Annotated in this window: 13 protein-coding genes, 6 tRNA genes and 3 rRNA genes; 17 read left to right on the top strand and 5 right to left on the bottom strand. The window is 41.6% G+C overall.

The features are described from left to right. Window positions 1-12: 12 nt before the first annotated feature. On the bottom strand, window positions 13-1350 hold the full coding sequence (locus AC1M9E_RS11225; RefSeq protein WP_035267927.1) for a Na+/H+ antiporter NhaC family protein: 1338 nt from the start codon (window positions 1348-1350) through the stop codon (window positions 13-15). Window positions 1351-1701: 351 nt separating this feature from the next. On the opposite strand from AC1M9E_RS11225, the gene trpA reads away from it, so the two are divergent. The 4 genes from trpA to AC1M9E_RS11205 are packed head-to-tail and all read left to right on the top strand — an operon-like array spanning window position 1702 to window position 5633. After that, a complete protein-coding gene (gene trpA, locus AC1M9E_RS11220; RefSeq protein ID WP_035267926.1) occupies window positions 1702-2505 on the top strand; it encodes a tryptophan synthase subunit alpha in 804 nt (267 codons plus the stop codon). After that, entirely contained in the window at window positions 2502-3398 is an 897-nt protein-coding gene (gene accD / locus AC1M9E_RS11215) for an acetyl-CoA carboxylase, carboxyltransferase subunit beta (RefSeq protein WP_035267924.1), read from the top strand. The genes trpA and accD overlap by 4 nt, the downstream gene beginning before the upstream one ends. Continuing rightward, window positions 3395-4684, top strand: coding sequence for a bifunctional tetrahydrofolate synthase/dihydrofolate synthase (gene folC, locus AC1M9E_RS11210; RefSeq protein ID WP_488224796.1), 1290 nt, complete (start codon window positions 3395-3397; stop codon window positions 4682-4684). Before accD ends, folC begins: the two co-directional genes overlap by 4 nt. Then, window positions 4671-5633 carry an SPOR domain-containing protein gene (locus tag AC1M9E_RS11205; protein ID WP_481587984.1) on the top strand — a complete coding sequence of 321 codons (963 nt, stop codon included), beginning with the start codon at window positions 4671-4673 and terminating at the stop codon, window positions 5631-5633. The genes folC and AC1M9E_RS11205 overlap by 14 nt, the downstream gene beginning before the upstream one ends. A 143-nt stretch (window positions 5634-5776) precedes the next feature. Here the strand turns inward: AC1M9E_RS11205 and AC1M9E_RS11200 are convergent, their stop codons facing one another. Further along, entirely contained in the window at window positions 5777-6418 is a 642-nt protein-coding gene (locus tag AC1M9E_RS11200; protein WP_092768535.1) for a peroxiredoxin, read from the bottom strand. 330 nt (window positions 6419-6748) lie between these two features. Between AC1M9E_RS11200 and secA the strand changes: the two genes are divergently transcribed. The 8 genes from secA to AC1M9E_RS11160 all read left to right on the top strand — a co-directional run bounded on the left by secA (window position 6749) and on the right by AC1M9E_RS11160 (window position 13084). Then, window positions 6749-9463 (top strand): preprotein translocase subunit SecA, encoded by a 2715-nt coding sequence (gene secA / locus AC1M9E_RS11195; RefSeq protein WP_035267914.1) that lies wholly within the window; start codon window positions 6749-6751, stop codon window positions 9461-9463. A gap of 134 nt (window positions 9464-9597) precedes the next feature. Then, window positions 9598-9948 (top strand): hypothetical protein, encoded by a 351-nt coding sequence (locus AC1M9E_RS11190; protein WP_092768561.1) that lies wholly within the window; start codon window positions 9598-9600, stop codon window positions 9946-9948. Between the two features lie 169 nt (window positions 9949-10117). Then, on the top strand, window positions 10118-11338 hold the full coding sequence (gene argJ / locus AC1M9E_RS11185) for a bifunctional glutamate N-acetyltransferase/amino-acid acetyltransferase ArgJ (protein ID WP_488224795.1): 1221 nt from the start codon (window positions 10118-10120) through the stop codon (window positions 11336-11338). A 114-nt stretch (window positions 11339-11452) separates the two neighbouring features. Next, a complete protein-coding gene (gene nadA, locus AC1M9E_RS11180) occupies window positions 11453-12520 on the top strand; it encodes a quinolinate synthase NadA (protein ID WP_488225211.1) in 1068 nt (355 codons plus the stop codon). Window positions 12521-12676: 156 nt separating this feature from the next. Continuing rightward, window positions 12677-12753 (top strand) — tRNA-Pro (locus AC1M9E_RS11175). Window positions 12754-12800: 47 nt separating this feature from the next. Continuing rightward, window positions 12801-12877: transfer RNA gene (locus tag AC1M9E_RS11170), tRNA-Arg, on the top strand. Between the two features lie 37 nt (window positions 12878-12914). Further along, a tRNA-His gene (locus AC1M9E_RS11165) sits at window positions 12915-12990 on the top strand. Between the two features lie 17 nt (window positions 12991-13007). After that, window positions 13008-13084, top strand: a tRNA-Pro gene (locus AC1M9E_RS11160). A gap of 110 nt (window positions 13085-13194) precedes the next feature. Here AC1M9E_RS11160 and yfiB read toward each other — a convergent pair. The 3 genes from yfiB to yfiR are packed head-to-tail and all read right to left on the bottom strand — an operon-like array spanning window position 13195 to window position 15329. Then, complete coding sequence (gene yfiB / locus AC1M9E_RS11155; protein WP_035267906.1) at window positions 13195-13674, bottom strand: outer membrane lipoprotein YfiB; 480 nt, start codon at window positions 13672-13674, stop codon at window positions 13195-13197. 24 nt (window positions 13675-13698) lie between these two features. Continuing rightward, window positions 13699-14916, bottom strand: a complete 1218-nt coding sequence (gene dgcN / locus AC1M9E_RS11150; RefSeq protein WP_488224794.1) for a diguanylate cyclase DgcN/YfiN — start codon at window positions 14914-14916, stop codon at window positions 13699-13701. Window positions 14917-14921: 5 nt separating this feature from the next. Further along, a complete protein-coding gene (gene yfiR / locus AC1M9E_RS11145) occupies window positions 14922-15329 on the bottom strand; it encodes a regulatory sequestration protein YfiR (RefSeq protein ID WP_488224793.1) in 408 nt (135 codons plus the stop codon). 639 nt (window positions 15330-15968) lie between these two features. Between yfiR and AC1M9E_RS11140 the strand changes: the two genes are divergently transcribed. From AC1M9E_RS11140 to rrf, 5 genes are all read left to right on the top strand, one after another. After that, window positions 15969-17506, top strand: a 16S ribosomal RNA gene (locus AC1M9E_RS11140). Between the two features lie 61 nt (window positions 17507-17567). Further along, window positions 17568-17644 (top strand) — tRNA-Ile (locus AC1M9E_RS11135). A gap of 55 nt (window positions 17645-17699) precedes the next feature. Further along, window positions 17700-17775, top strand: a tRNA-Ala gene (locus tag AC1M9E_RS11130). A 379-nt stretch (window positions 17776-18154) separates the two neighbouring features. Next, a 23S ribosomal RNA gene (locus tag AC1M9E_RS11125) occupies window positions 18155-21046 on the top strand. A 180-nt stretch (window positions 21047-21226) separates the two neighbouring features. Further along, window positions 21227-21341 (top strand): 5S ribosomal RNA (gene rrf / locus AC1M9E_RS11120). Together the 16S, 23S and 5S rRNA genes with 2 tRNA genes alongside form the textbook arrangement of a ribosomal RNA operon. Window positions 21342-21423 lie beyond the last annotated feature (82 nt).

Raw genomic sequence — 21423 nt, 5'->3', positions numbered from 1 at the left:
TTTTATGCCAGTCTAAAATTGATTCATCTGTATTTTGGGATATCTAAAAGCAATGGAGAGTATAGCAATCACCGCTAAGATCCAGCAGTAATAAACGTTTTGGATCATTTCCATTGGCGATAATTTTGCAATTGAACACGCCAATAATAATTGTGCGCCAAACGGAATTAAGCCTTGAACAACACAAGAAAAAATATCCAACAAAGCAGCCGAGCGTTTTGGGTCAACACCATATTCTTTAGCAATTTCACGTGCCATATCGCCAGATAGAATAATGGCAACCGTATTATTCGCCACAAAGAAATTAGACAAGATCACCAGAAGGCAAATTCCGATTTCACCAGCTCTTTGCGTCCCCACTTTGAATAAACGCGTAAGTTGATAAATGCGTTGTATTAGCCACTCTAAGCCACCTTCTTTTCGCATAAGGGCAGAAATACCACCGAGTAACATTGAAAGCAATGCGACTTCAAACATGCCCAAAAAGCCATCGTAAATCGCATTATTTAATTTAAGTAGGTTAAAGTCAGGGGCTTGAATCAGACCGACGAGTCCAGACATAACAATGCCCAGCATAAGTACAGCCAACACATGTAATCGGCTAAAAGCCAAAGCAAATACGGCTAAATAAGGCAAAATCAGCCAAAAATTATAGTCATTGAAAGAAATTTGTTGCGTATCACGACTCATCACAAAATAAATCAAAATCGTGAAAAGCGCTGCTGGTACTGCAATCCATACATTGACTTTAAATTTATCCTTTAGTTCTACACGTTGGCTACGAGTTGCAGCGATAGTGGTATCTGAAATCATAGACAAGTTATCACCAAACATGGCTCCTCCAACCACAGCACCAATCGCAACAACAGGATTTATATCGGTGACTTGAGTGAAGCCAAATGCGATCGGCGCACAAGCAGCGATAGTACCCATCGAGGTTCCCATCGCGGTAGCAATAAATGCTGAAATAACAAAGAGCATTGGCAGGACAAAATCCGAAGGAATGAGAGATAAACCTAATTGTACTGTTGCATCCACACTACCAATGGCGCTACTAATACTGGCAAAAGCACCTGCCAGCATAAAGACCATAAACATTAAAATAAGATTAGGATGGCTTGCCCCACGGAGAAACTCATCTATACCTGTGTTTAATTTGCCACGATAAAGTAATACCGCAAGAATGAGGGCAGGGATAGCAGCAATGGGTGCTTTAATTTGGTAGAAGGCAAACTCAGTGCCAATCAGAGTGTGATAAATACCGCTGCCCAAAAAAATGGCTAAAAACACAATAAGCGGTAGAAGGGCAAGCGCTCGCGGAGAAGCTTTGCCTGGGGAGATTGTGGTCATAACATAAGAAATAAAAGAGTAAGCATGTATAGTATAGAACAGCTTTGGCTAATTCAGAAAAGTTAAAATGTAAGTGCTAAGCTATTTGTTTTTAAACATTTTTAATCAATAAACATAAGTTCATATAAATATTCATGATTTAGAAAAAACAGAAAAAATCGAGCTTTTTGATCATTGTTAAAAAAATCAAAACATTGATAAATATGCACTTGGAATACTTAACTGAAAAGAGTGTTTGGTGCTTTTCATCACACTCTGTTCAATGAGTAAAAAATAGCGTTACAATGGGCCGTCTTGTATTTTACAAAACCAACTCCTCAATTCTATACAATTCAAGGAAAGTACATCCCTATGTCACGTTTAGCCACACGATTTGCACAGCTTAAATCTCAACAGCGTAAGGCTCTAGTTTCTTATGTCATGGCAGGTGACCCTCATCCACACGTAACGGTTCCTTTGTTACATCAAATGGTGGAAGCAGGTGTGGATGTAATTGAACTTGGCTTACCATTTTCAGATCCAATGGCCGATGGTCCAGTGATTGCACTTGCGGCTGAGCGTGCATTGGCAGCCGGTACAAATACATTGGATGCATTGGAAATGGTCAAGCAATTCCGTGAAAAGGACACAGATACACCAGTGGTGTTGATGGGTTATTTGAATCCTGTAGAAGTCATTGGATATGAAAAATTTGTATCAACTGCTCATGACTGTGGTGTGGACGGTATTCTGTTGGTGGACTTACCACCTGAAGAAGCACAAGCGCTCGATGTTGTCTTGAAAAAGTTTGATATGGATCAGATCTTCTTGTTGGCGCCAACATCTACAGATCAACGTATTCAACATGTCGCTAATCAAGCGAGTGGTTTTATTTATTACGTGTCTTTGAAGGGTGTAACAGGTGCAGCGACTTTAGATGTGAATGAAGCTGCTCAACGCATCGAAAAAATTAAGTCGATGACGGATGTACCTGTTGGTGTAGGTTTTGGTATTAGTGATGCAGCCTCTGCAAAAGCAATCGGAAGCGCAGCGGATGCGGTCATTGTTGGTAGTGCTTTTGTTAAACCATTTGCACAGACAACTCCTGATCAAGCAGTTGAACAGGCGGTCAATAAAGTCAAGGAGCTTCGAGCAGCGCTCGATGAGTTAGTATGAATCAAGAAGTTAAATCAGGGAAAACTTTAGCACCTGCAACACCTTGGACAGATCGTTCAGTACCAGGTATTCAAATCCCTGATCAACAGCAATCGTTAAAAGCGACGTTTACTGAGCCTACGATTGAATGTCCAGAATGTCATGCTCTGGTGACTCGTACGGCGATGTCTTTCAATGCTTATGTTTGTCCTCAATGTGATGAGCATTTAAAAATGAAAGCACGTGACCGCTTAAATTGGTTCTTTGATCAAACCGCAAAAGAATTAGGTCAAGAGTTTGTTGCAAAAGACCCACTCAAGTTTGTGGATAGCAAAGCTTATCCTGTGCGTATGAAAGAAGCACAAGAGAAAACTGGCGAAACTGAAGCACTCGTGGTGATGGAAGGACAAATCAAAGGTTTATCTTTAATCGCTTGTGCATTTGAATTTGATTTCATGGGCGGTTCGATGGGTACTGTAGTTGGTGATCGATTTGTACAAGCAGCAGAGCGTGCGATTGAAACCAAACAGCCAATGATTTGTTTTGCTGCCTCTGGTGGTGCTCGTATGCAAGAAGGAATGTTATCTTTAATGCAAATGGCACGTACATCAGCTGCGATTCAAAAAATGAAAGATGCTCGTATTCCGTACATTGTTGTATTAACTCATCCAGTATATGGTGGTGTGACCGCATCTTTAGCCATGTTGGGTGATGTGCATATCGCTGAGCCTAAAGCAATGATTGGTTTCGCTGGTAAACGTGTCATTGAACAGACTGTACGCGAAAAGTTAGAAGAGCCGTTTCAACGTGCTGAATTCTTGCTTGATCATGGTGTAGTCGATCAAATTGTTCATCGTCACGCATTACGTGATACAGTTTATCGTATCGTAGCGAAATTGATGAATTTGCCTTGAACCTCACTGCTCCACTCAGTACAGATAATTTACAAACATGGCTCGATTATTGGAGCCATGTTCACGTTACAGGAATTGATTTAGGGCTTGAACGCGTCATTCCTGTGGCTGAAAAATTGGGCGTTACACACCCGCAAGCGAAAGTCATTACTGTCGCTGGTACGAATGGTAAGGGTTCAACAACCACAACCTTAGCTTCTATTCTGAATGCTCAAGGATATCAAGTCGGTTTGTATCAATCTCCGCATATCTATCGTTTCAATGAGCGTGTAAAACTCGCAGGTCAGGAAGTTTCAGATGAGCTTCTGATCGAAGCATTTGTTCAAGTTGATCAAGCACGACGTGAATGTGATTTAAGTTTATCTTTTTTTGAAGCAACAACCCTTGCAGCTTTTGTCATCTTCAAACAACAGAAATGTGATGTTTGGGTATTGGAAGTTGGACTTGGGGGACGTTTGGATGTTGTGAATGTCGTTAATCCAAATGTTGCGGTCATTACCAATATTGGATTGGATCACACAGATTGGCTGGGTGACACCATTGAAAAAATTGCTTTTGAGAAAGCGGGTATTATTCGTCCAGATATTCCAGTCATTTTTGGTGGGCAACAAATACTTCCAACATCAATTCAGGATAAAGTCATCGCATGTAATGCGACGCTGTCATGTCTAAATCAGGATTATTTTTATCAAGCAAATGGTGATGGTAAAACTTGGACATTTTCAAGTTCAGCACTGACCTTAAAATTACCATGTGGTCAGTTGGCCCTAGATAATGTTTCTACTGCCGTGGCTGCATTATTGGTCAGTGGATTGAAAATTTCTCAAACTGCACTAGAGCAGGGCATTATTCAAGCACATTTACCAGGTCGATTTGAAATAAGGGAAATCGCAGGAAAAACAGTGATTTTCGATGCGGGACATAATCCGCATGGTGTAGAATTTTTGTTAAAGCAATTGCGAAATTATTTAGAATACAATAAACAGTACACAGAAGTTATCGCTGTGTTTTCGATGTTAGCGGATAAAGATATAGAATCAGTCGTTAATTTATTGAAAAACACGGTATTTATGTGGAAAATTGCGCCGATGGATGTGCCTCGTGCAGCACCATTACAACAATTAGAGTCAGCGCTTCAAGGTGAGACAGTACAACAGTATTCAAATGTACAGGTCGCATTTAAATCAGCACTTGAAGAAACAAAAAATAATCAGCTGATTTTGGTGTGTGGTTCGTTTCATACCTTAGAAGCGGTCTGGGAGTATTTAGAGAATGTCAATGAATAACAAACAACGCTGGATGGGTGGTGTTGTTTTATTGGGTGGTGGTGTTTTATTGGCAGCATTACTTCTAAAAGGCAAAGAAGAGATCCACCAAAATAATGTTGAACAACCGGTTGAAGCTGTTCAACAAAAAAAGAATGAACCTGAAGCAGTACAACTTCAACCTCTCACAGTTGATGTGGAAACTGAAAAGCGTTTACTTGAAGAGCAACGACGTGCTCGTGAGAAAGCTGTGGCAGAGCAAGAGGCTCGTGCTGCTGAATATTTAAGAATGCAACAAGAGGCCGAAGCTGAAGCCGCACGTCGCGCTGCTGAAGAATATGCTGCAATGAATGCTCGTCGAAACGCTGCTCAGCAAAGTTCAGACAATATTCCTCCTGAATTGGTTGAGGATGAAGCTGAAAAGCAAAAGCGTTTGGCTGAAGAAAAACGCATAGCTGAACAGAAGCGTTTAGCTGAGCAAAAAGAACAACAGGCGAAATCCTCAGAAGAACAAAAGCGTAAAGCCGAAGCAGAAAAACGTGCAGCTGAAAAGAAAGCAGCAGAGCAAAAAGCTGCTGAGGAAAAACGTAAAGCAGAAGAGGCGAAGAAGAAAGCTGAAGCTGATAAAAAAGCTGCAGAAGAGAAAAAACGCAAAGCTGCTGAAGAAGCGAAGAAAAAAGCTGAGGCAGAAAAAGCTCGTGATCTGCTGGAAAATGGAGATCGTCAATGGATGGTTCAAGTGGCATTGGCTGCGAATGAGGCGAATGCAGATGCGCTTGCGGCTAAGCTTCGTGCCAAAGGATATAAGGTAACGAAGAGTCCAACGTCGAAAGGTATTCGAATTATGGTTGGTCCATCTAAAGATCGTGATTCGGCAGATGCGTTACGTAAGAAAATTAACAGTGATGCAAGTTTAAATATGAAATCAGCATGGGTGATTGATTGGGTACCACTGGATAAGCGTCAATAGTTTCTTGCTTTGTTTTAGAAAAAAGGATTCAAACTATAATTTGAATCCTTTTTTAAATTAATATGTTAAAGAATATAAGCCATAATCAAAAAAAAGCCTATCTGAGGATAGGCTGAACGCTGAAACTTGATGGCTCGTCAAAATTAATCAAGATCAGGTTGAGGTGTTAAACGTAGATAAGGTGTCACTGCCTTGTACCCTTTAGGGAAGCGTTGTTGAATTTCATTTTCGTCTTTAATAGAGGGAACAATCACAACATCTTCACCATGCTGCCAGTTTGCAGGGGTTGCCACTTTATAGTTATCTGTTAACTGTAATGAATCTATAACACGTAAAATTTCATGGAAATTGCGACCAGTTGACGCTGGATACGTAATAATCAAGCGTACTTTTTTATTTGGATCAATGATCACAAGAGATCGGACGGTTAGGGTCTCGCTGGCATTGGGATGGATGAAATCATATAAAGTCGAAACTTTACGATCCTGATCAGCAATGATTGGGAAATTTACCGTGGTAGATTGAGTTTCATTGATATCTTTAATCCAACCATGATGTGATTCAACATCATCTACAGAGAGAGCAATCGCTTTAACATTACGTTTTTCAAACTCGTCTTTTAGTTTTGCTGTAAAACCTAATTCCGTCGTACATACGGGAGTGTAGTCGGCAGGGTGTGAAAATAAAACTCCCCAATGATCTCCTAGAAAATCATAAAAATTAATTACTCCTTCACTTGATTGCTGTTCAAAGTCTGGAGTGGTGTCACCTAAACGTAATGCCATATATACCTCTATTCTTATCAAAACCTTAATGTGCTGAAATTAATATGGCGGAAACTATTTATAATTAAAAATAGTGTTTTTTTATTTGGTTATGAAAAAAACAGATTTGTTTCACTCTCTGGAGGCGAATAAACGTTCATAAATTTGAATTTGAACGATATATATTTCTGATCAAATTTGCTACATTAACTCGCCGTTGCTCATGCGTCATGGAAAATAATCCAGAAATTTTTTGATTGCATTTGTTTAAAACCCTTGTACTTCAAATTTCTAGCACCATAATAACGTTTGAGAAAAATCATTTTGATAAGTAAGTTTTAGAGAGTCTATATGTTGGCAAGTCTGATCGGAGGAATCTTCGGTACTAAAAACGAGCGCGAATTGAAGCGTATGCGTAAAATTGTCGAGAAGATCAATGCGCTCGAGCCGACGATATCTGTGTTAAGTGATGCAGACTTATCTGCAAAAACAGAAGAATTCAAACAACGTTATAAAAACGGCGAAAGTCTTGATCGCTTGTTACCAGAAGCTTTCGCAGTATGTCGTGAAGCTGGTAAGCGTATTATGGGTATGCGTCATTATGACGTACAGTTGATTGGTGGTATTACCCTACATGAAGGTAAAATTGCAGAAATGCGTACAGGTGAAGGTAAAACCCTAATGGGTACTTTGGCTGTATATTTAAATGCAATTAGTGAACAAGGTGTTCACGTTATTACTGTCAATGATTATCTGGCGCAACGTGATGCTGAGTTGAACCGTCCACTTTATGAATTTTTGGGATTATCTGTTGGGGTGATTTACTCCATGCAGAATCCTGTCGAAAAAGCAGAAGCTTATCGAGCAGACATTACCTACGGTACAAACAACGAATTTGGTTTCGACTATCTTCGTGACAATATGGTGTTCTCGTTAGCCGAGAAAAAACAACGTGGTCTTGCTTATGCGATTATCGATGAGGTTGACTCGATCTTAATTGACGAAGCACGTACTCCACTTATTATTTCGGGTCAAAGCGAAGATTCTTCGCAACTTTATGCGGCAATGAATGCGATTCCGCCAAAGTTACATGCTCAAAAAGAAGAAAAAGTTGCAGATGGTGGGCACTTCTGGATCGATGAAAAGCAACGTTCAGTCGAAATCACAGAAGCTGGTTTTGAAGCCATTGAAAGTGAACTTATTGCGATGGGATTATTGGCAGAAGGTGAGAGTCTATATTCTGCAGCCAACTTAAATCTTGTTCATCATGTGACAGCTTCTATTCGCGCACATTACTTGTATCAACGTAACGTGCATTATATTGTCCATGACGGTGAAGTGATTATTGTCGACGAAAATACAGGTCGTACGATGCCTGGTCGTCGTTGGTCTGAAGGTTTACATCAAGCGGTAGAAGCGAAAGAAGGTTTAGAAATTCAACCTGAAAACCAAACGCTTGCAACGACCACATTCCAAAACTATTTCCGTTTATACCGTAAACTTTCAGGTATGACAGGTACAGCAGATACTGAAGCTGCTGAAATGAAAGAAATTTATGGCTTAGATGTGGTGCTGATTCCAACCCATCGACCAATGATTCGTAAAGATCTGAATGACTTAATTTATTTGAATCGTAATGGTAAATACAATGCGATTATTGAAGAAATTAAGAAAATTCATGAAGCTGGTGTTGCACCGATTTTGATTGGTACGGCAACAATTGAAGCTTCTGAAATCTTATCGGATAAACTGAAAGAAGCGGGTATCGCACACGAAGTGCTGAATGCCAAACAGCATGAGCGTGAAGCGGATATTATTGCACAAGCTGGCTCTCCACGTGCCGTGACTATTGCGACCAACATGGCAGGGCGTGGTACGGATATCTTGCTCGGTGGTAACTGGAAAGCGAAACTGGCGAAAATTGAAAATCCAACTCCTGAAGATGAAGCACGTTTAAAAGCAGAATGGGAACAAAATAACCAACTGGTGCTGAATTCTGGTGGTTTACACATTATTGGTTCTGAACGTCATGAATCTCGTCGTATTGATAACCAATTACGTGGTCGTTCAGGTCGTCAAGGTGATCCAGGTGTTTCGCGTTTCTTCTTATCGTTAGAAGATGATTTGATGCGTATCTTTGCAGGTGATCGTGTCGTCGCAATGATGCGTGCAATGGGTCTGCAAGAAAATGAAGCCATTGAACATAAAATGGTGTCTCGTTCGATTGAAAACGCCCAACGTAAGGTTGAAGCACGTAACTTCGATATTCGTAAGAACCTGTTGAAGTATGATGATGTAAATAATGAACAACGTAAAATTATATACTCACAGCGTGATGAAATTCTGGCAGAAAGTACATTGCAAGAATACATCGAGTCAATGCATGAAGAAGTGATGAAAGGGGTGATTGAAACGTATATCCCACCTGAATCAATTCATGATCAGTGGGATGTCCCAGGTCTTGAATCTGCATTACGCTCAGACTTTAATATTGATCTTCCTGTGCAGCAATGGTTGGATCAAGATCGTCGATTAGATGAAGAAGCATTAGCACGTCGTATTACTGATGAGGTTTTACAACGCTATCGTGCGCGTCGTGAACAAATGGGGGCTGAATCTGCAGCAGTGTTAGAACGAAACTTTATGTTAAGTTCTTTAGATCGCCACTGGAAAGATCATTTAGCAGCGATGGATTATTTACGTCAAGGTATTCATTTACGCGGTTATGCGCAAAAGAATCCTGAGCAGGAATATAAGAAAGAAGCATTTAATCTGTTTGTAAATATGTTAGCTGTCATTAAGTCTGATGTTGTGACAGATCTTTCATTGGTGCGATTACCAACGCCTGAAGAGCTGGCAGAAATGGAAGCACAGCAGCAAGCTCAAGCTGAAGCGATGCAACTTTCACTTTCTCATGCTGAAGTTGATGGTTTAACAGGTGAGCAAACAGTTAATACTCAAGAATTGGATCAGAATGAAGTTGAGATTACGCCACCTCAAAGCCGTAATGCACCTTGTCCATGTGGTTCTGGTTTAAAATACAAGCAGTGTCACGGTAAAATCTAAATTTCATGAAGCAGAACTTAGGTTCTGCTTTTTTTATTTTATTATAGTGCTTGGTCAGTTCATGTGAATAAGCATTGCCAATTTTCTCAGTTAATGCTATTTAATTTTGCATGATTGAATATATGGAAGCGACAATGAAAAAAATACTAAAACCGGCTTTATTTGCAGTTTTTGCTTTACCAGCTTTTGCATTTGCCAATACTGATACAAAAACTGTACCTCTAGCGAAAGTTCAAGCAGCTGCGGGTGTTACTCAAGCACAAACTGAAGTTAAAAATGACTCCACAACGGTGATAAGTCCACGCACTGGTATTCGTTATACACTTGGTAATACGGCTGGTCGACCAATTATTCTTCAAACAGCTGCAATAGCACCAGCAACACCAGCTACAGCAAATCGTATTGTTGCATCAAATCCAGCTCTTTCAAGTTCAAGTCAAGAAAAAGCAAAACAAGCTTTATTAGAACAAACTGTATCTAATTAATTTTAGAATTTCGTACTAAAGCCAGTCTTTGACTGGCTTTATTGTTTTTAGGGATCGAGATTTATTTCAAATCATTCATTTCAATCAACCCTAATGCCTTATTCACTCGATTTTTTTTCTAATTTCTAATAAGCTTAGCCATCATTTTTTTTAATTCGGACAATCAAAAATGGCGGTGGGTGACGTATCAATGCCACAAATGCATGTGGTAAAGGGTGTAAGAATTGGCTCAGCAGAAGCGTATGTACGTTACCCAAATCGACGTGACTTGGTTGTATTTGAATTTGCACAAGGCACTCAAGTTGCAGGTGTATTTACCCAAAATGCTTTTTGCGCAGCGCCAGTACATATTTCAAAACTGCATTTGTCTCAAACAAATCCACGTTACCTTGTAATTAATACAGGCAATGCGAATGCAGGTACTGGTCCTACAGGTATGAAAAATGCAAAGGACACTTGTGCTGAATTTGCCAAAATTGCTGGTGTAAATGAGAACGAGGTTTTGCCATTCTCAACAGGCGTAATTGGTGAACAATTACCAATGGAGCGTTTGATTGCTGGGTTAAAACCAGCATTTGTGAGTCTTGAAGATGATGTATGGCCTCAGGCAGCATCAGGTATTATGACGACGGATACTTTACCTAAGGGTGCTTCTGAACAATTTGAAATTGACGGGGTTGTTTATACAATGACGGGGATTTCAAAAGGTGCAGGAATGATCCGTCCTAATATGGCAACAATGTTGTCTTTCGTAGCGACAGACGCGCCTATTGCTCGTGAATTGGTTCAAAAACTATTAAAAACCACGGTTGAACAATCATTTAACCGCATCACAATTGATGGTGATACATCTACTAATGACTCTTGTATTTTTGCAGCAACTGGTCAAGCAGGTGGTGCTGAAATTACATCTAAAGAAGATGCTCGTTACTCTGTTGTTTTAGATGTACTTACACGTGTCATGAAGCGCTTGGCTCAGTTGATCGTTCGAGATGGTGAAGGTGCAACCAAATTTATAACTGTTTCAGTTGAAGGTGGTGCAAATACGCAAGAGTGTTGTGACATCGCTTACAGCATTGCACATTCACCTTTGGTAAAAACAGCGTTCTTTGCTTCTGACCCTAACTGGGGGCGTATCTTGGCTGCAATCGGTTATGCTGGTGTCCCAGATTTAAATGTCGACAAAATCCAAGTATGGTTAGATGATGTCCAGATCTGTAAAGATGGTGGTGCAGCGGCAGATTACACAGAAGAGGCTGGTGCTAAAGTAATGAATCAATCAGAAATTACTATCCGCGTTGATTTGGGCCGTGGTTCTGCCAAAGATACGGTTTACACCTGTGATTTGTCATATGATTATGTCAAGATCAACGCAGATTATCGTTCTTAAATAAATTAAGCCTCCCTGTTGAGGCTTTTTATTTATCAAATTTTAATGATTGGTCAAATCCAATCGGTGTGTAATTGCTTATATTGATAAGCGCTATGGATAGAGATGCAAATAATGAATGATGCAACCAATTTAATTGCAAATGATGCGAAAGCAATTGTTCAAGCTCATTTAGACCTGATTGGTGAATCTAACAATCAAGATTTAACACCAGAGTTAAAGCAGCAAAAATTTGCTGAGATCCAGGCTGAATTGGAAAAGCGTAATGCGGTATTGGTTGCTCATTATTATTGTGATCCGGTCGTACAGGAGCTTGCGGAGCTTACTGGTGGTTGTGTTTCAGATTCACTTGAAATGGCACGTTTTGGACGTGATCATGATGCGACAACACTCGTTGTGGCTGGTGTGAAGTTTATGGGTGAAACTTCTAAAATTTTATCACCTAACAAAACCATTTTAATGCCTACTTTAGAGGCAACTTGTTCACTCGATCTAGGTTGTCCTGTAGATGAGTTTACCAAGTTCTGTGATGCTCATCCTGATCATACTGTTGTAGTTTATGCAAATACCTCAGCTGCGGTAAAAGCACGTGCAGATTGGGTGGTGACATCAAGTTGTGCTGTCGAAATTGTTGAGCATTTAGATAGTTTAGGTGAAAAAATTATTTGGGCACCTGATCAGCATTTAGGGCGTTACATTAAAAAGAAAACTGGAGCGGATATGTTGCTCTGGGATGGTTCTTGTATTGTACATGAAGAATTTAGAGCACGTGGTATCGCTCAAATGAAAGCCATCTATCCTGATGCTGCAGTTTTAGTCCATCCCGAATCACCAGAATCGGTGATTGATGTTGCTGATGCAGTAGGAAGTACCTCACAATTGATTAAGGCTGCAAAAGAACTACCGCATGAAACAATGATTGTTGCGACCGATCGCGGTATTTTTTATAAGATGCAGCAAATGGTGCCGAATAAGACTTTGATTGAGGCTCCTACGGCAGGTGAGGGAGCAACTTGTCGTTCTTGTGCACACTGTCCATGGATGGCAATGAATGAATTGGATGGCATTTTGCATGTTTTACGACATGGTGATCAAGAAGTCCATGTTGATCCCGCTTTAGCAGAGCGCGCTAAATTACCATTAGATCGAATGTTAAACTTTAGTGCGTCATTAAAGCGTTAATATTAGTCAAAATGCTTGATAAATATACATTTGAAGTGTTTTTTTGATTTTTTTTGAAGATAGGTGTTGACGTTATCCAGCGTCACGCCTAGAATGCACACCGTACCGAACGATACATCAAACGATAAGTTGAACGGTACAAAAGCTGAGATGAATCGGAGTATAGCACAGCCTGGTAGTGCACCTGGTTTGGGACCAGGGGGTCGTAGGTTCGAATCCTACTGCTCCGACCAATTCTTCAAGGCAAAGGTTTTCCAATGATCTCGCAATCATGGGTAATGCGCCTGTAGCTCAGTTGGATAGAGCATCCGCCTTCTAAGCGGATGGTCACAGGTTCGAATCCTGTCAGGCGCGCCATTGGTCGCTTGATTTTATAGAGCCAAATTTTGTGATGGTGGATGTAGCTCAGTTGGTAGAGCCCCGGATTGTGATTCCGGTTGTCGCGGGTTCGAATCCCGTCATTCACCCCAACACAAACCGATGTAATCGGAGTATAGCACAGCCTGGTAGTGCACCTGGTTTGGGACCAGGGGGTCGTAGGTTCGAATCCTACTGCTCCGACCATTTATTTCAATATAAATGGTCAGATAAAAGATACCGCGTTAAGCGGTTTTTTTATGTCTGATTTTTGCTGATAAAAAAAAGATCCTATCAGGATCTTTTTTGTTGAATGTTTAAGGCACGATAATAACAGCAACGCGTCTATTTTCTGCATGGGCAGCGTCAGTATTTGCAGTATTAATAGGTTGGGTTGAACCGCGACCAATAGTTTGGATATGAGCAGGGTTAAAACCCTCTTCGATAAAAATAGTGCTTACGCTTCGGGCACGGCTTTCAGAAAGTTTAAAATTATAATCTGGATTGCCAATAAGATCTGTATGACCGACGATACGGACTTTCTTTAAATTGTACTTTTGTAGTTGTGCTGCGAGATGTTGAATCTGTTCACGATTTTTTTTAGAGATTTCAGCCTGATCGAAATCGAAAAGAAGTCGTTCAGGTAGTCCCAAACTCCAACCTTCCTCTGTGAGTACGAAACCTTGTTGTTTTAACATTTTTACTTGTTTATAGCTTAAAGATCCCATACCCAAGCATGCACTTAATCCTATACAAAGAATGCTCATGATAAAAAGTTTGAAACTACGATTGAGCATAGGTATTAATCCTCAGTAAAAACTCTATTGTTGAAATATGTGCCAATGATGTTTTAGATTCTTCGCTTTGTACATCGCTTGGTCTGCTTGAGAAATTAAGTCCTCTGGGTTATGAGCTTCTTTAGCCAAAGCAATACCAAGACTAAAACTAAAATGAATTGATTGTCCGTTATATTTTAAGGGCTCATCAGAACATTTTATAAGATTTTCGGCGATCGAAATTAAGTGATCCACCTGACTGACAGGACTTAGGATAATTGCAAATTCATCACCGCTTAATCTTGCGACAAAATCATTTTGACGAGTGTTTTGTTTTAATCGTTTAGCCATTTCTTTCAACACTTCATCCCCTACTAAATGACCATATTGATCGTTAATAGACTTAAATTTATTGTTATCTATAAAAATCAAAACAGTATTTTCAAGTTTATCAGGCTGATCGAAAAGGCTACACAAAACTTTATAAAAGTAATGTCGGTTTGGTAATTGTGTTAATTCATCATGTTGTACTTGATAATTAAGCTGAGTATTTTCAGACTGTAACTGATTGTGCCAAGATTGAATTTCTTCTAATAGTTGATTAAATACTGAGTTTAGATGATGAAATTCTTGAATATCATTTTTTGGAAAGCGGAGATTATATGCTTTTTGTTGACTCACTAATTGTGCTGTATGAATAATTGGTGATATAGAATTCATAATATGACGATAGGTTGCATTAACCGACCACCATAAGGCGAAAATCATAAAAAGCATACCTAAAATCAAGGCTAAGCAAATCTTGATAATGAATAAAATGATATCTTGAGAACTGCCGAATAGATGAAGCTCACCGACCAATTGTCCATTGTGAGTAACTTCAATTTGAATCGGCTTAGAAAAAAATAATCCATCAAACCAAGTTTGAAGTTCTGAATGGCGATCTATCAGTTTGCTGCTTTCAGTGATTTTAACTTTATTGCTATCCAATACTTGGATAAGGCGAATTGAATGTTGTTGTGTGTACTCGTGTAAAATATTGTCTAAAGTGTATTTATCTTGGAAAACAAGAGCAGGTTGAATGCGTTCCGCAATTGTGCGACTCACTAAGGTTAAGTTTTGATTGGCGTATGATTTCACCGTAAAGATTGAAATCGTTGCAAAAATTAAAGTGCAGATCAAAAAAGTGATCGCAAAAATTAAAAATTGTGATCTTCTAAATAGTGATTGGAGTGAAGTTAATCCAAAAAATTTATCAATCATCTGAATTACTCCATATTCTGCGCAAGAAGTAATACACGAGGATCAACGTGGATTTTGGTTTTTGCAAGACTGTCTAAATTGACTTTAAATTTTGTAATACCTGCTTTATTGCTATAGAGACAGAAAACACTTCCAACCTCGCAATCTTCATTATTTGTTGAAAATGAGAGAATTGACTTATTTAGTGATTCTCGGATGAGCTTTTGTTCGACTGTTGGAGAAGATTTAGAGAAAAATATAACATCACAATTGGTCTTGTTTAATTCATAATCATGAATATTTTGTGCTTTGATATTTGAATTTTGCTTTTGAATAGTTTGATTAAACTCTGCTAATGCCACAGTGTTATCAATTAGACATAAATCTGGTTGTGGAGATGAAATTTTGGCATAGCTCAAAATAGATAGAGTCATTTGATAAATGTTCTGGTTGGAATTGGCATGGCTAAAGCTGCACATCAAAAGCAGTAGGGAGATCAATACGGCTTTTTTGATTTTAAATATAGCCATTTAGTAACATAGTTCTAGTCAGTTAAATAATAGTGACTATTCTAATCTAATTTTAATAAAGTTAAAGTGTTCGATTTTTTATCAATATCATACTGAATGATGTGAATTTGACTATTAAATGTCCACTCAAAACTCATAATTTAAAAAAATACTAAAATATTGAAAAAAGAGGTTGCATTGGATATGAAATACTGTAGAATGCACATCCATCGGCGGTGATGTTGATTAAAACTTGTTGAAAAACAAGGATTTAGCTGAATATGTTGGATCTAAGTTTTGAGAATGAGTTAGAAAATAAATTAACATTGCTAGTTGACTTTCTGAAAAGAAAGGGTAATATAGCCGACCTAGCTTGATGCTGACGAAGCATTAAGAAGATCATTAAGAGATTATGAAGAACAACTTGTGTGGATTTTTACTGGTTGATTGATCGATATATATTATCATTAATAATTGGTAGAAATTTCTCGAAGTTTATTTGAGCAAATTTTTTGTCAGTAATTGATGAGCCAAGATTGGTACCCTTTAGGTACTATTGATTTTAAACTGAAGAGTTTGATCATGGCTCAGATTGAACGCTGGCGGCAGGCTTAACACATGCAAGTCGAGCGGGGGAAGGTAGCTTGCTACTGGACCTAGCGGCGGACGGGTGAGTAATGCTTAGGAATCTGCCTATTAGTGGGGGACAACATCTCGAAAGGGATGCTAATACCGCATACGTCCTACGGGAGAAAGCAGGGGACCTTCGGGCCTTGCGCTAATAGATGAGCCTAAGTCGGATTAGCTAGTTGGTGGGGTAAAGGCCTACCAAGGCGACGATCTGTAGCGGGTCTGAGAGGATGATCCGCCACACTGGGACTGAGACACGGCCCAGACTCCTACGGGAGGCAGCAGTGGGGAATATTGGACAATGGGCGGAAGCCTGATCCAGCCATGCCGCGTGTGTGAAGAAGGCCTTTTGGTTGTAAAGCACTTTAAGCGAGGAGGAGGCTACTAAGATTAATACTCTTGGATAGTGGACGTTACTCGCAGAATAAGCACCGGCTAACTCTGTGCCAGCAGCCGCGGTAATACAGAGGGTGCGAGCGTTAATCGGATTTACTGGGCGTAAAGCGTGCGTAGGCGGCTTTTTAAGTCGGATGTGAAATCCCCGAGCTTAACTTGGGAATTGCATTCGATACTGGGAAGCTAGAGTATGGGAGAGGATGGTAGAATTCCAGGTGTAGCGGTGAAATGCGTAGAGATCTGGAGGAATACCGATGGCGAAGGCAGCCATCTGGCCTAATACTGACGCTGAGGTACGAAAGCATGGGGAGCAAACAGGATTAGATACCCTGGTAGTCCATGCCGTAAACGATGTCTACTAGCCGTTGGGGCCTTTGAGGCTTTAGTGGCGCAGCTAACGCGATAAGTAGACCGCCTGGGGAGTACGGTCGCAAGACTAAAACTCAAATGAATTGACGGGGGCCCGCACAAGCGGTGGAGCATGTGGTTTAATTCGATGCAACGCGAAGAACCTTACCTGGTCTTGACATAGTAAGAACTTTCCAGAGATGGATTGGTGCCTTCGGGAACTTACATACAGGTGCTGCATGGCTGTCGTCAGCTCGTGTCGTGAGATGTTGGGTTAAGTCCCGCAACGAGCGCAACCCTTTTCCTTATTTGCCAGCGGGTTAAGCCGGGAACTTTAAGGATACTGCCAGTGACAAACTGGAGGAAGGCGGGGACGACGTCAAGTCATCATGGCCCTTACGACCAGGGCTACACACGTGCTACAATGGTCGGTACAAAGGGTTGCTACCTAGCGATAGGATGCTAATCTCAAAAAGCCGATCGTAGTCCGGATTGGAGTCTGCAACTCGACTCCATGAAGTCGGAATCGCTAGTAATCGCGGATCAGAATGCCGCGGTGAATACGTTCCCGGGCCTTGTACACACCGCCCGTCACACCATGGGAGTTTGTTGCACCAGAAGTAGGTAGTCTAACCGTAAGGAGGACGCTTACCACGGTGTGGCCGATGACTGGGGTGAAGTCGTAACAAGGTAGCCGTAGGGGAACCTGCGGCTGGATCACCTCCTTAACGAAAGATTGACGATTGGTAAGAATCCACAACAAGTTGTTCTTCATGACGATGTATCTGAGGGTCTGTAGCTCAGTTGGTTAGAGCACACGCTTGATAAGCGTGGGGTCACAAGTTCAAGTCTTGTCAGACCCACCACTACTGACGAAGCAATTCATACAGAAGAAAGATACATTGATCTAAATGATAAGCTGGGGACTTAGCTTAGTTGGTAGAGCGCCTGCTTTGCACGCAGGAGGTCAGGAGTTCGACTCTCCTAGTCTCCACCACGTATTCATTCGAATACGTAGTAAGCAAACGAGTTGATAGCTTATAGAGCTTAGTAATAAAGCTGTGTATACTGCACGCCTTGATTATTAAGCTCTGTGATTTATCACAGTTGACTGCGATCTGACGAAGACGTAGTGAATCATTAACAGCATATATTTGAGTTGAAATAATTTGTTCATACTCATAGAAAGAGCGGAAACGAGATAACGTAAGTTATTGAGTTGAAGTGATTGAAATGAGAACTAGCGAAATTAACTGAATCAAGCGTTTTGGTATATGAATTTGAATTGAAGCTGTACAGTGTTTAGATACACAGTACTTCAAACTGTAATGTTGAACGATCTACTTGTAGGATCGAACGACTGTTTGGGGTTGTATAGTCAAGTAATTAAGTGCATGTGGTGGATGCCTTGGCAGTCAGAGGCGATGAAAGACGTGATAGCCTGCGAAAAGCTCCGGGGAGGCGGCAAATATCCTGTGATCCGGAGATATCTGAATGGGGGAACCCACCTATCATAAGATAGGTATTGCAACATGAATACATAGTGTTGCAAGGCAAACGCGGGGAAGTGAAACATCTCAGTACCCGTAGGAAAAGAAATCAATTGAGATTCCCTCAGTAGCGGCGAGCGAAAGGGGAAAAGCCCATTAAGTTATGTAAGCTTTAGTGGAATGCTCTGGGAAGTGCAACCATAGTAGGTGATAGTCCTGTACACGAAAGGGCTTACATGATGATGTCGAGTAGGGCGGGGCACGTGAAACCTTGTCTGAATATGGGGGGACCATCCTCCAAGGCTAAATACTCCTGACTGACCGATAGTGAACCAGTACCGTGAGGGAAAGGCGAAAAGAACCCCTGTGAGGGGAGTGAAATAGATCCTGAAACCGCATGCATACAAGCAGTGGGAGCATCTTCGTGATGTGACTGCGTACCTTTTGTATAATGGGTCAGCGACTTACATTCAGTAGCAAGGTTAACCGAATAGGGGAGCCGTAGAGAAATCGAGTCTTAATAGGGCGTTTAGTTGCTGGGTGTAGACCCGAAACCAGGCGATCTATCCATGAGCAGGTTGAAGGTGAGGTAACACTTACTGGAGGACCGAACCCACTGTCGTTGAAAAGCCAGGGGATGACTTGTGGATAGGGGTGAAAGGCTAATCAAGCCTGGTGATAGCTGGTTCTCCCCGAAAGCTATTTAGGTAGCGCCTCGGACGAATACCATTGGGGGTAGAGCACTGTTTCGGCTAGGGGGTCATCCCGACTTACCAAACCGATGCAAACTCCGAATACCAATGAGTACTATCCGGGAGACAGACTGCGGGTGCTAACGTCCGTAGTCAAGAGGAAAACAATCCAGACCGCCAGCTAAGGTCCCTAAATCATAGTTAAGTGGGAAACGATGTGGGAAGGCATAGACAGCTAGGAGGTTGGCTTAGAAGCAGCCACCCTTTAAAGAAAGCGTAATAGCTCACTAGTCGAGTCGGCCTGCGCGGAAGATGTAACGGGGCTAAAACTATGTACCGAAGCTGCGGATTTGCAATTTATTGCAAGTGGTAGGGGAGCGTTCTGTAAGCCGATGAAGGTGGATTGAGAAGTCTGCTGGAGGTATCAGAAGTGCGAATGCTGACGTGAGTAACGATAAAACGGGTGAAAAACCCGTTCGCTGAAAGACCAAGGGTTCCAGTCCAACGTTAATCGGGGCTGGGTGAGTCGACCCCTAAGGCGAGGCCGAGAGGCGTAGTCGATGGGAAATTGGTTAATATTCCAATACTTCTGTGTAATGCGATGAGAGGACGGAGAAGGTTAAGTCAGCCTGGCGTTGGTTGTCCAGGTGGAAGATTGTAGGCATGTATCTTAGGCAAATCCGGGGTACTCTATGCTGAGAATCGATAGCAAGCTAGTTTACTAGCGAAGTGGCTGATACCATACTTCCAGGAAAAGTCTCTAAGCTTCAGTTACACAGGAATCGTACCCGAAACCGACACAGGTGGTCAGGTCGAGTAGACCAAAGCGCTTGAGAGAACTCTGCTGAAGGAACTAGGCAAAATGGTACCGTAACTTCGGGAGAAGGTACGCTGCCGGCGGTGATAGGACTTGCTCCTTGAGCTACTGGCAGCCTCAGAAACCAGGCCGCTGCAACTGTTTATTAAAAACATAGCACTCTGCAAACACGAAAGTGGACGTATAGGGTGTGATGCCTGCCCGGTGCTGGAAGGTTAATTGATGGGGTTAGCGTAAGCGAAGCTCTTGATCGAAGCCCCAGTAAACGGCGGCCGTAACTATAACGGTCCTAAGGTAGCGAAATTCCTTGTCGGGTAAGTTCCGACCTGCACGAATGGCATAATGATGGCGGCGCTGTCTCCAGCAGAGGCTCAGTGAAATCGAATTCGCCGTGAAGATGCGGTGTACCCGCGGCTAGACGGAAAGACCCCGTGAACCTTTACTGCAGCTTGACATTGAACTTTGATCTTACTTGTGTAGGATAGGTGGGAGGCTTTGAAGTAGAAACGCCAGTTTCTATGGAGCCGTCCTTGAAATACCACCCTGGTAATATTGAGGTTCTAACTCTGCTCCATTATCTGGAGCGAGGACCATGTCTGGTGGGTAGTTTGACTGGGGCGGTCTCCTCCTAAAGAGTAACGGAGGAGTACGAAGGTGCGCTCAGCGTGGTCGGAAATCACGCGTAGAGTATAAAGGCAAAAGCGCGCTTAACTGCGAGACCCACAAGTCGAGCAGGTACGAAAGTAGGTCTTAGTGATCCGGTGGTTCTGTATGGAAGGGCCATCGCTCAACGGATAAAAGGTACTCTGGGGATAACAGGCTGATACCGCCCAAGAGTTCATATCGACGGCGGTGTTTGGCACCTCGATGTCGGCTCATCTCATCCTGGGGCTGAAGCAGGTCCCAAGGGTATGGCTGTTCGCCATTTAAAGAGGTACGCGAGCTGGGTTTAGAACGTCGTGAGACAGTTCGGTCCCTATCTACCGTGGGCGTTGGAAATTTGAGAGGATCTGCTCCTAGTACGAGAGGACCAGAGTGGACGAACCTCTGGTGTACCGGTTGTGACGCCAGTCGCATCGCCGGGTAGCTATGTTCGGAAGGGATAACCGCTGAAAGCATCTAAGCGGGAAGCCTACCTCAAGATTAGATTTCCCAAGGACTTTATGTCCTCTAAAGAGCCGTTGAAGACTACAACGTTGATAGGTTGGATGTGGAAGTACGGTGACGTATGAAGCTGACCAATACTAATTACTCGTGAGGCTTGACTATACAACACCCAAACAGTTGGTGTTGTGGTTCAAATCATGACAAATAACTTGATTTAGTTAGATAAAACGCTAAACTGCACAAACTAAAGCAACTCAAATAGCTGTTAATAACTTCTTTGACCAAGCAAAGGCACGCAAACAATATATGCGAATAAGACCCAAGCAAAGTCACAACAGTTGTGCTGGCGACAATAGCAAGAGTGAACCACCTGATCCCTTCCCGAACTCAGAAGTGAAACCTCTTAGCGCTGATGGTAGTGTGGGGTTACCCATGTGAGAGTAAGTCATCGCCAGCTCATTATTCTAAACACCCCCTTCAATACAAGGGGGTGTTTTTTTATATATATAAATTGAATTTGAAAATAATTTGAGTAGATA

Source organism: Acinetobacter sp. 24-47-47 (assembly GCF_057737035.1).
This window is presented reverse-complemented; position numbering and strand designations above follow the sequence as displayed.

Coding starts and splice junctions, on each gene's coding strand:
- argJ (WP_488224795.1), top strand. CDS start 10,118: ATGGCGGTGGGTGACGTATCAATGCCACAAATGCATGTGGTAAAGGGT.
- trpA (WP_035267926.1), top strand. CDS start 1,702: ATGTCACGTTTAGCCACACGATTTGCACAGCTTAAATCTCAACAGCGT.
- dgcN (WP_488224794.1), bottom strand. CDS start 14,916: ATGATTGATAAATTTTTTGGATTAACTTCACTCCAATCACTATTTAGA.
- secA (WP_035267914.1), top strand. CDS start 6,749: ATGTTGGCAAGTCTGATCGGAGGAATCTTCGGTACTAAAAACGAGCGC.
- yfiB (WP_035267906.1), bottom strand. CDS start 13,674: ATGCTCAATCGTAGTTTCAAACTTTTTATCATGAGCATTCTTTGTATA.
- accD (WP_035267924.1), top strand. CDS start 2,502: ATGAATCAAGAAGTTAAATCAGGGAAAACTTTAGCACCTGCAACACCT.
- AC1M9E_RS11225 (WP_035267927.1), bottom strand. CDS start 1,350: ATGACCACAATCTCCCCAGGCAAAGCTTCTCCGCGAGCGCTTGCCCTT.
- AC1M9E_RS11200 (WP_092768535.1), bottom strand. CDS start 6,418: ATGGCATTACGTTTAGGTGACACCACTCCAGACTTTGAACAGCAATCA.
- AC1M9E_RS11190 (WP_092768561.1), top strand. CDS start 9,598: ATGAAAAAAATACTAAAACCGGCTTTATTTGCAGTTTTTGCTTTACCA.
- AC1M9E_RS11205 (WP_481587984.1), top strand. CDS start 4,671: ATGTCAATGAATAACAAACAACGCTGGATGGGTGGTGTTGTTTTATTG.
- nadA (WP_488225211.1), top strand. CDS start 11,453: ATGAATGATGCAACCAATTTAATTGCAAATGATGCGAAAGCAATTGTT.
- yfiR (WP_488224793.1), bottom strand. CDS start 15,329: ATGACTCTATCTATTTTGAGCTATGCCAAAATTTCATCTCCACAACCA.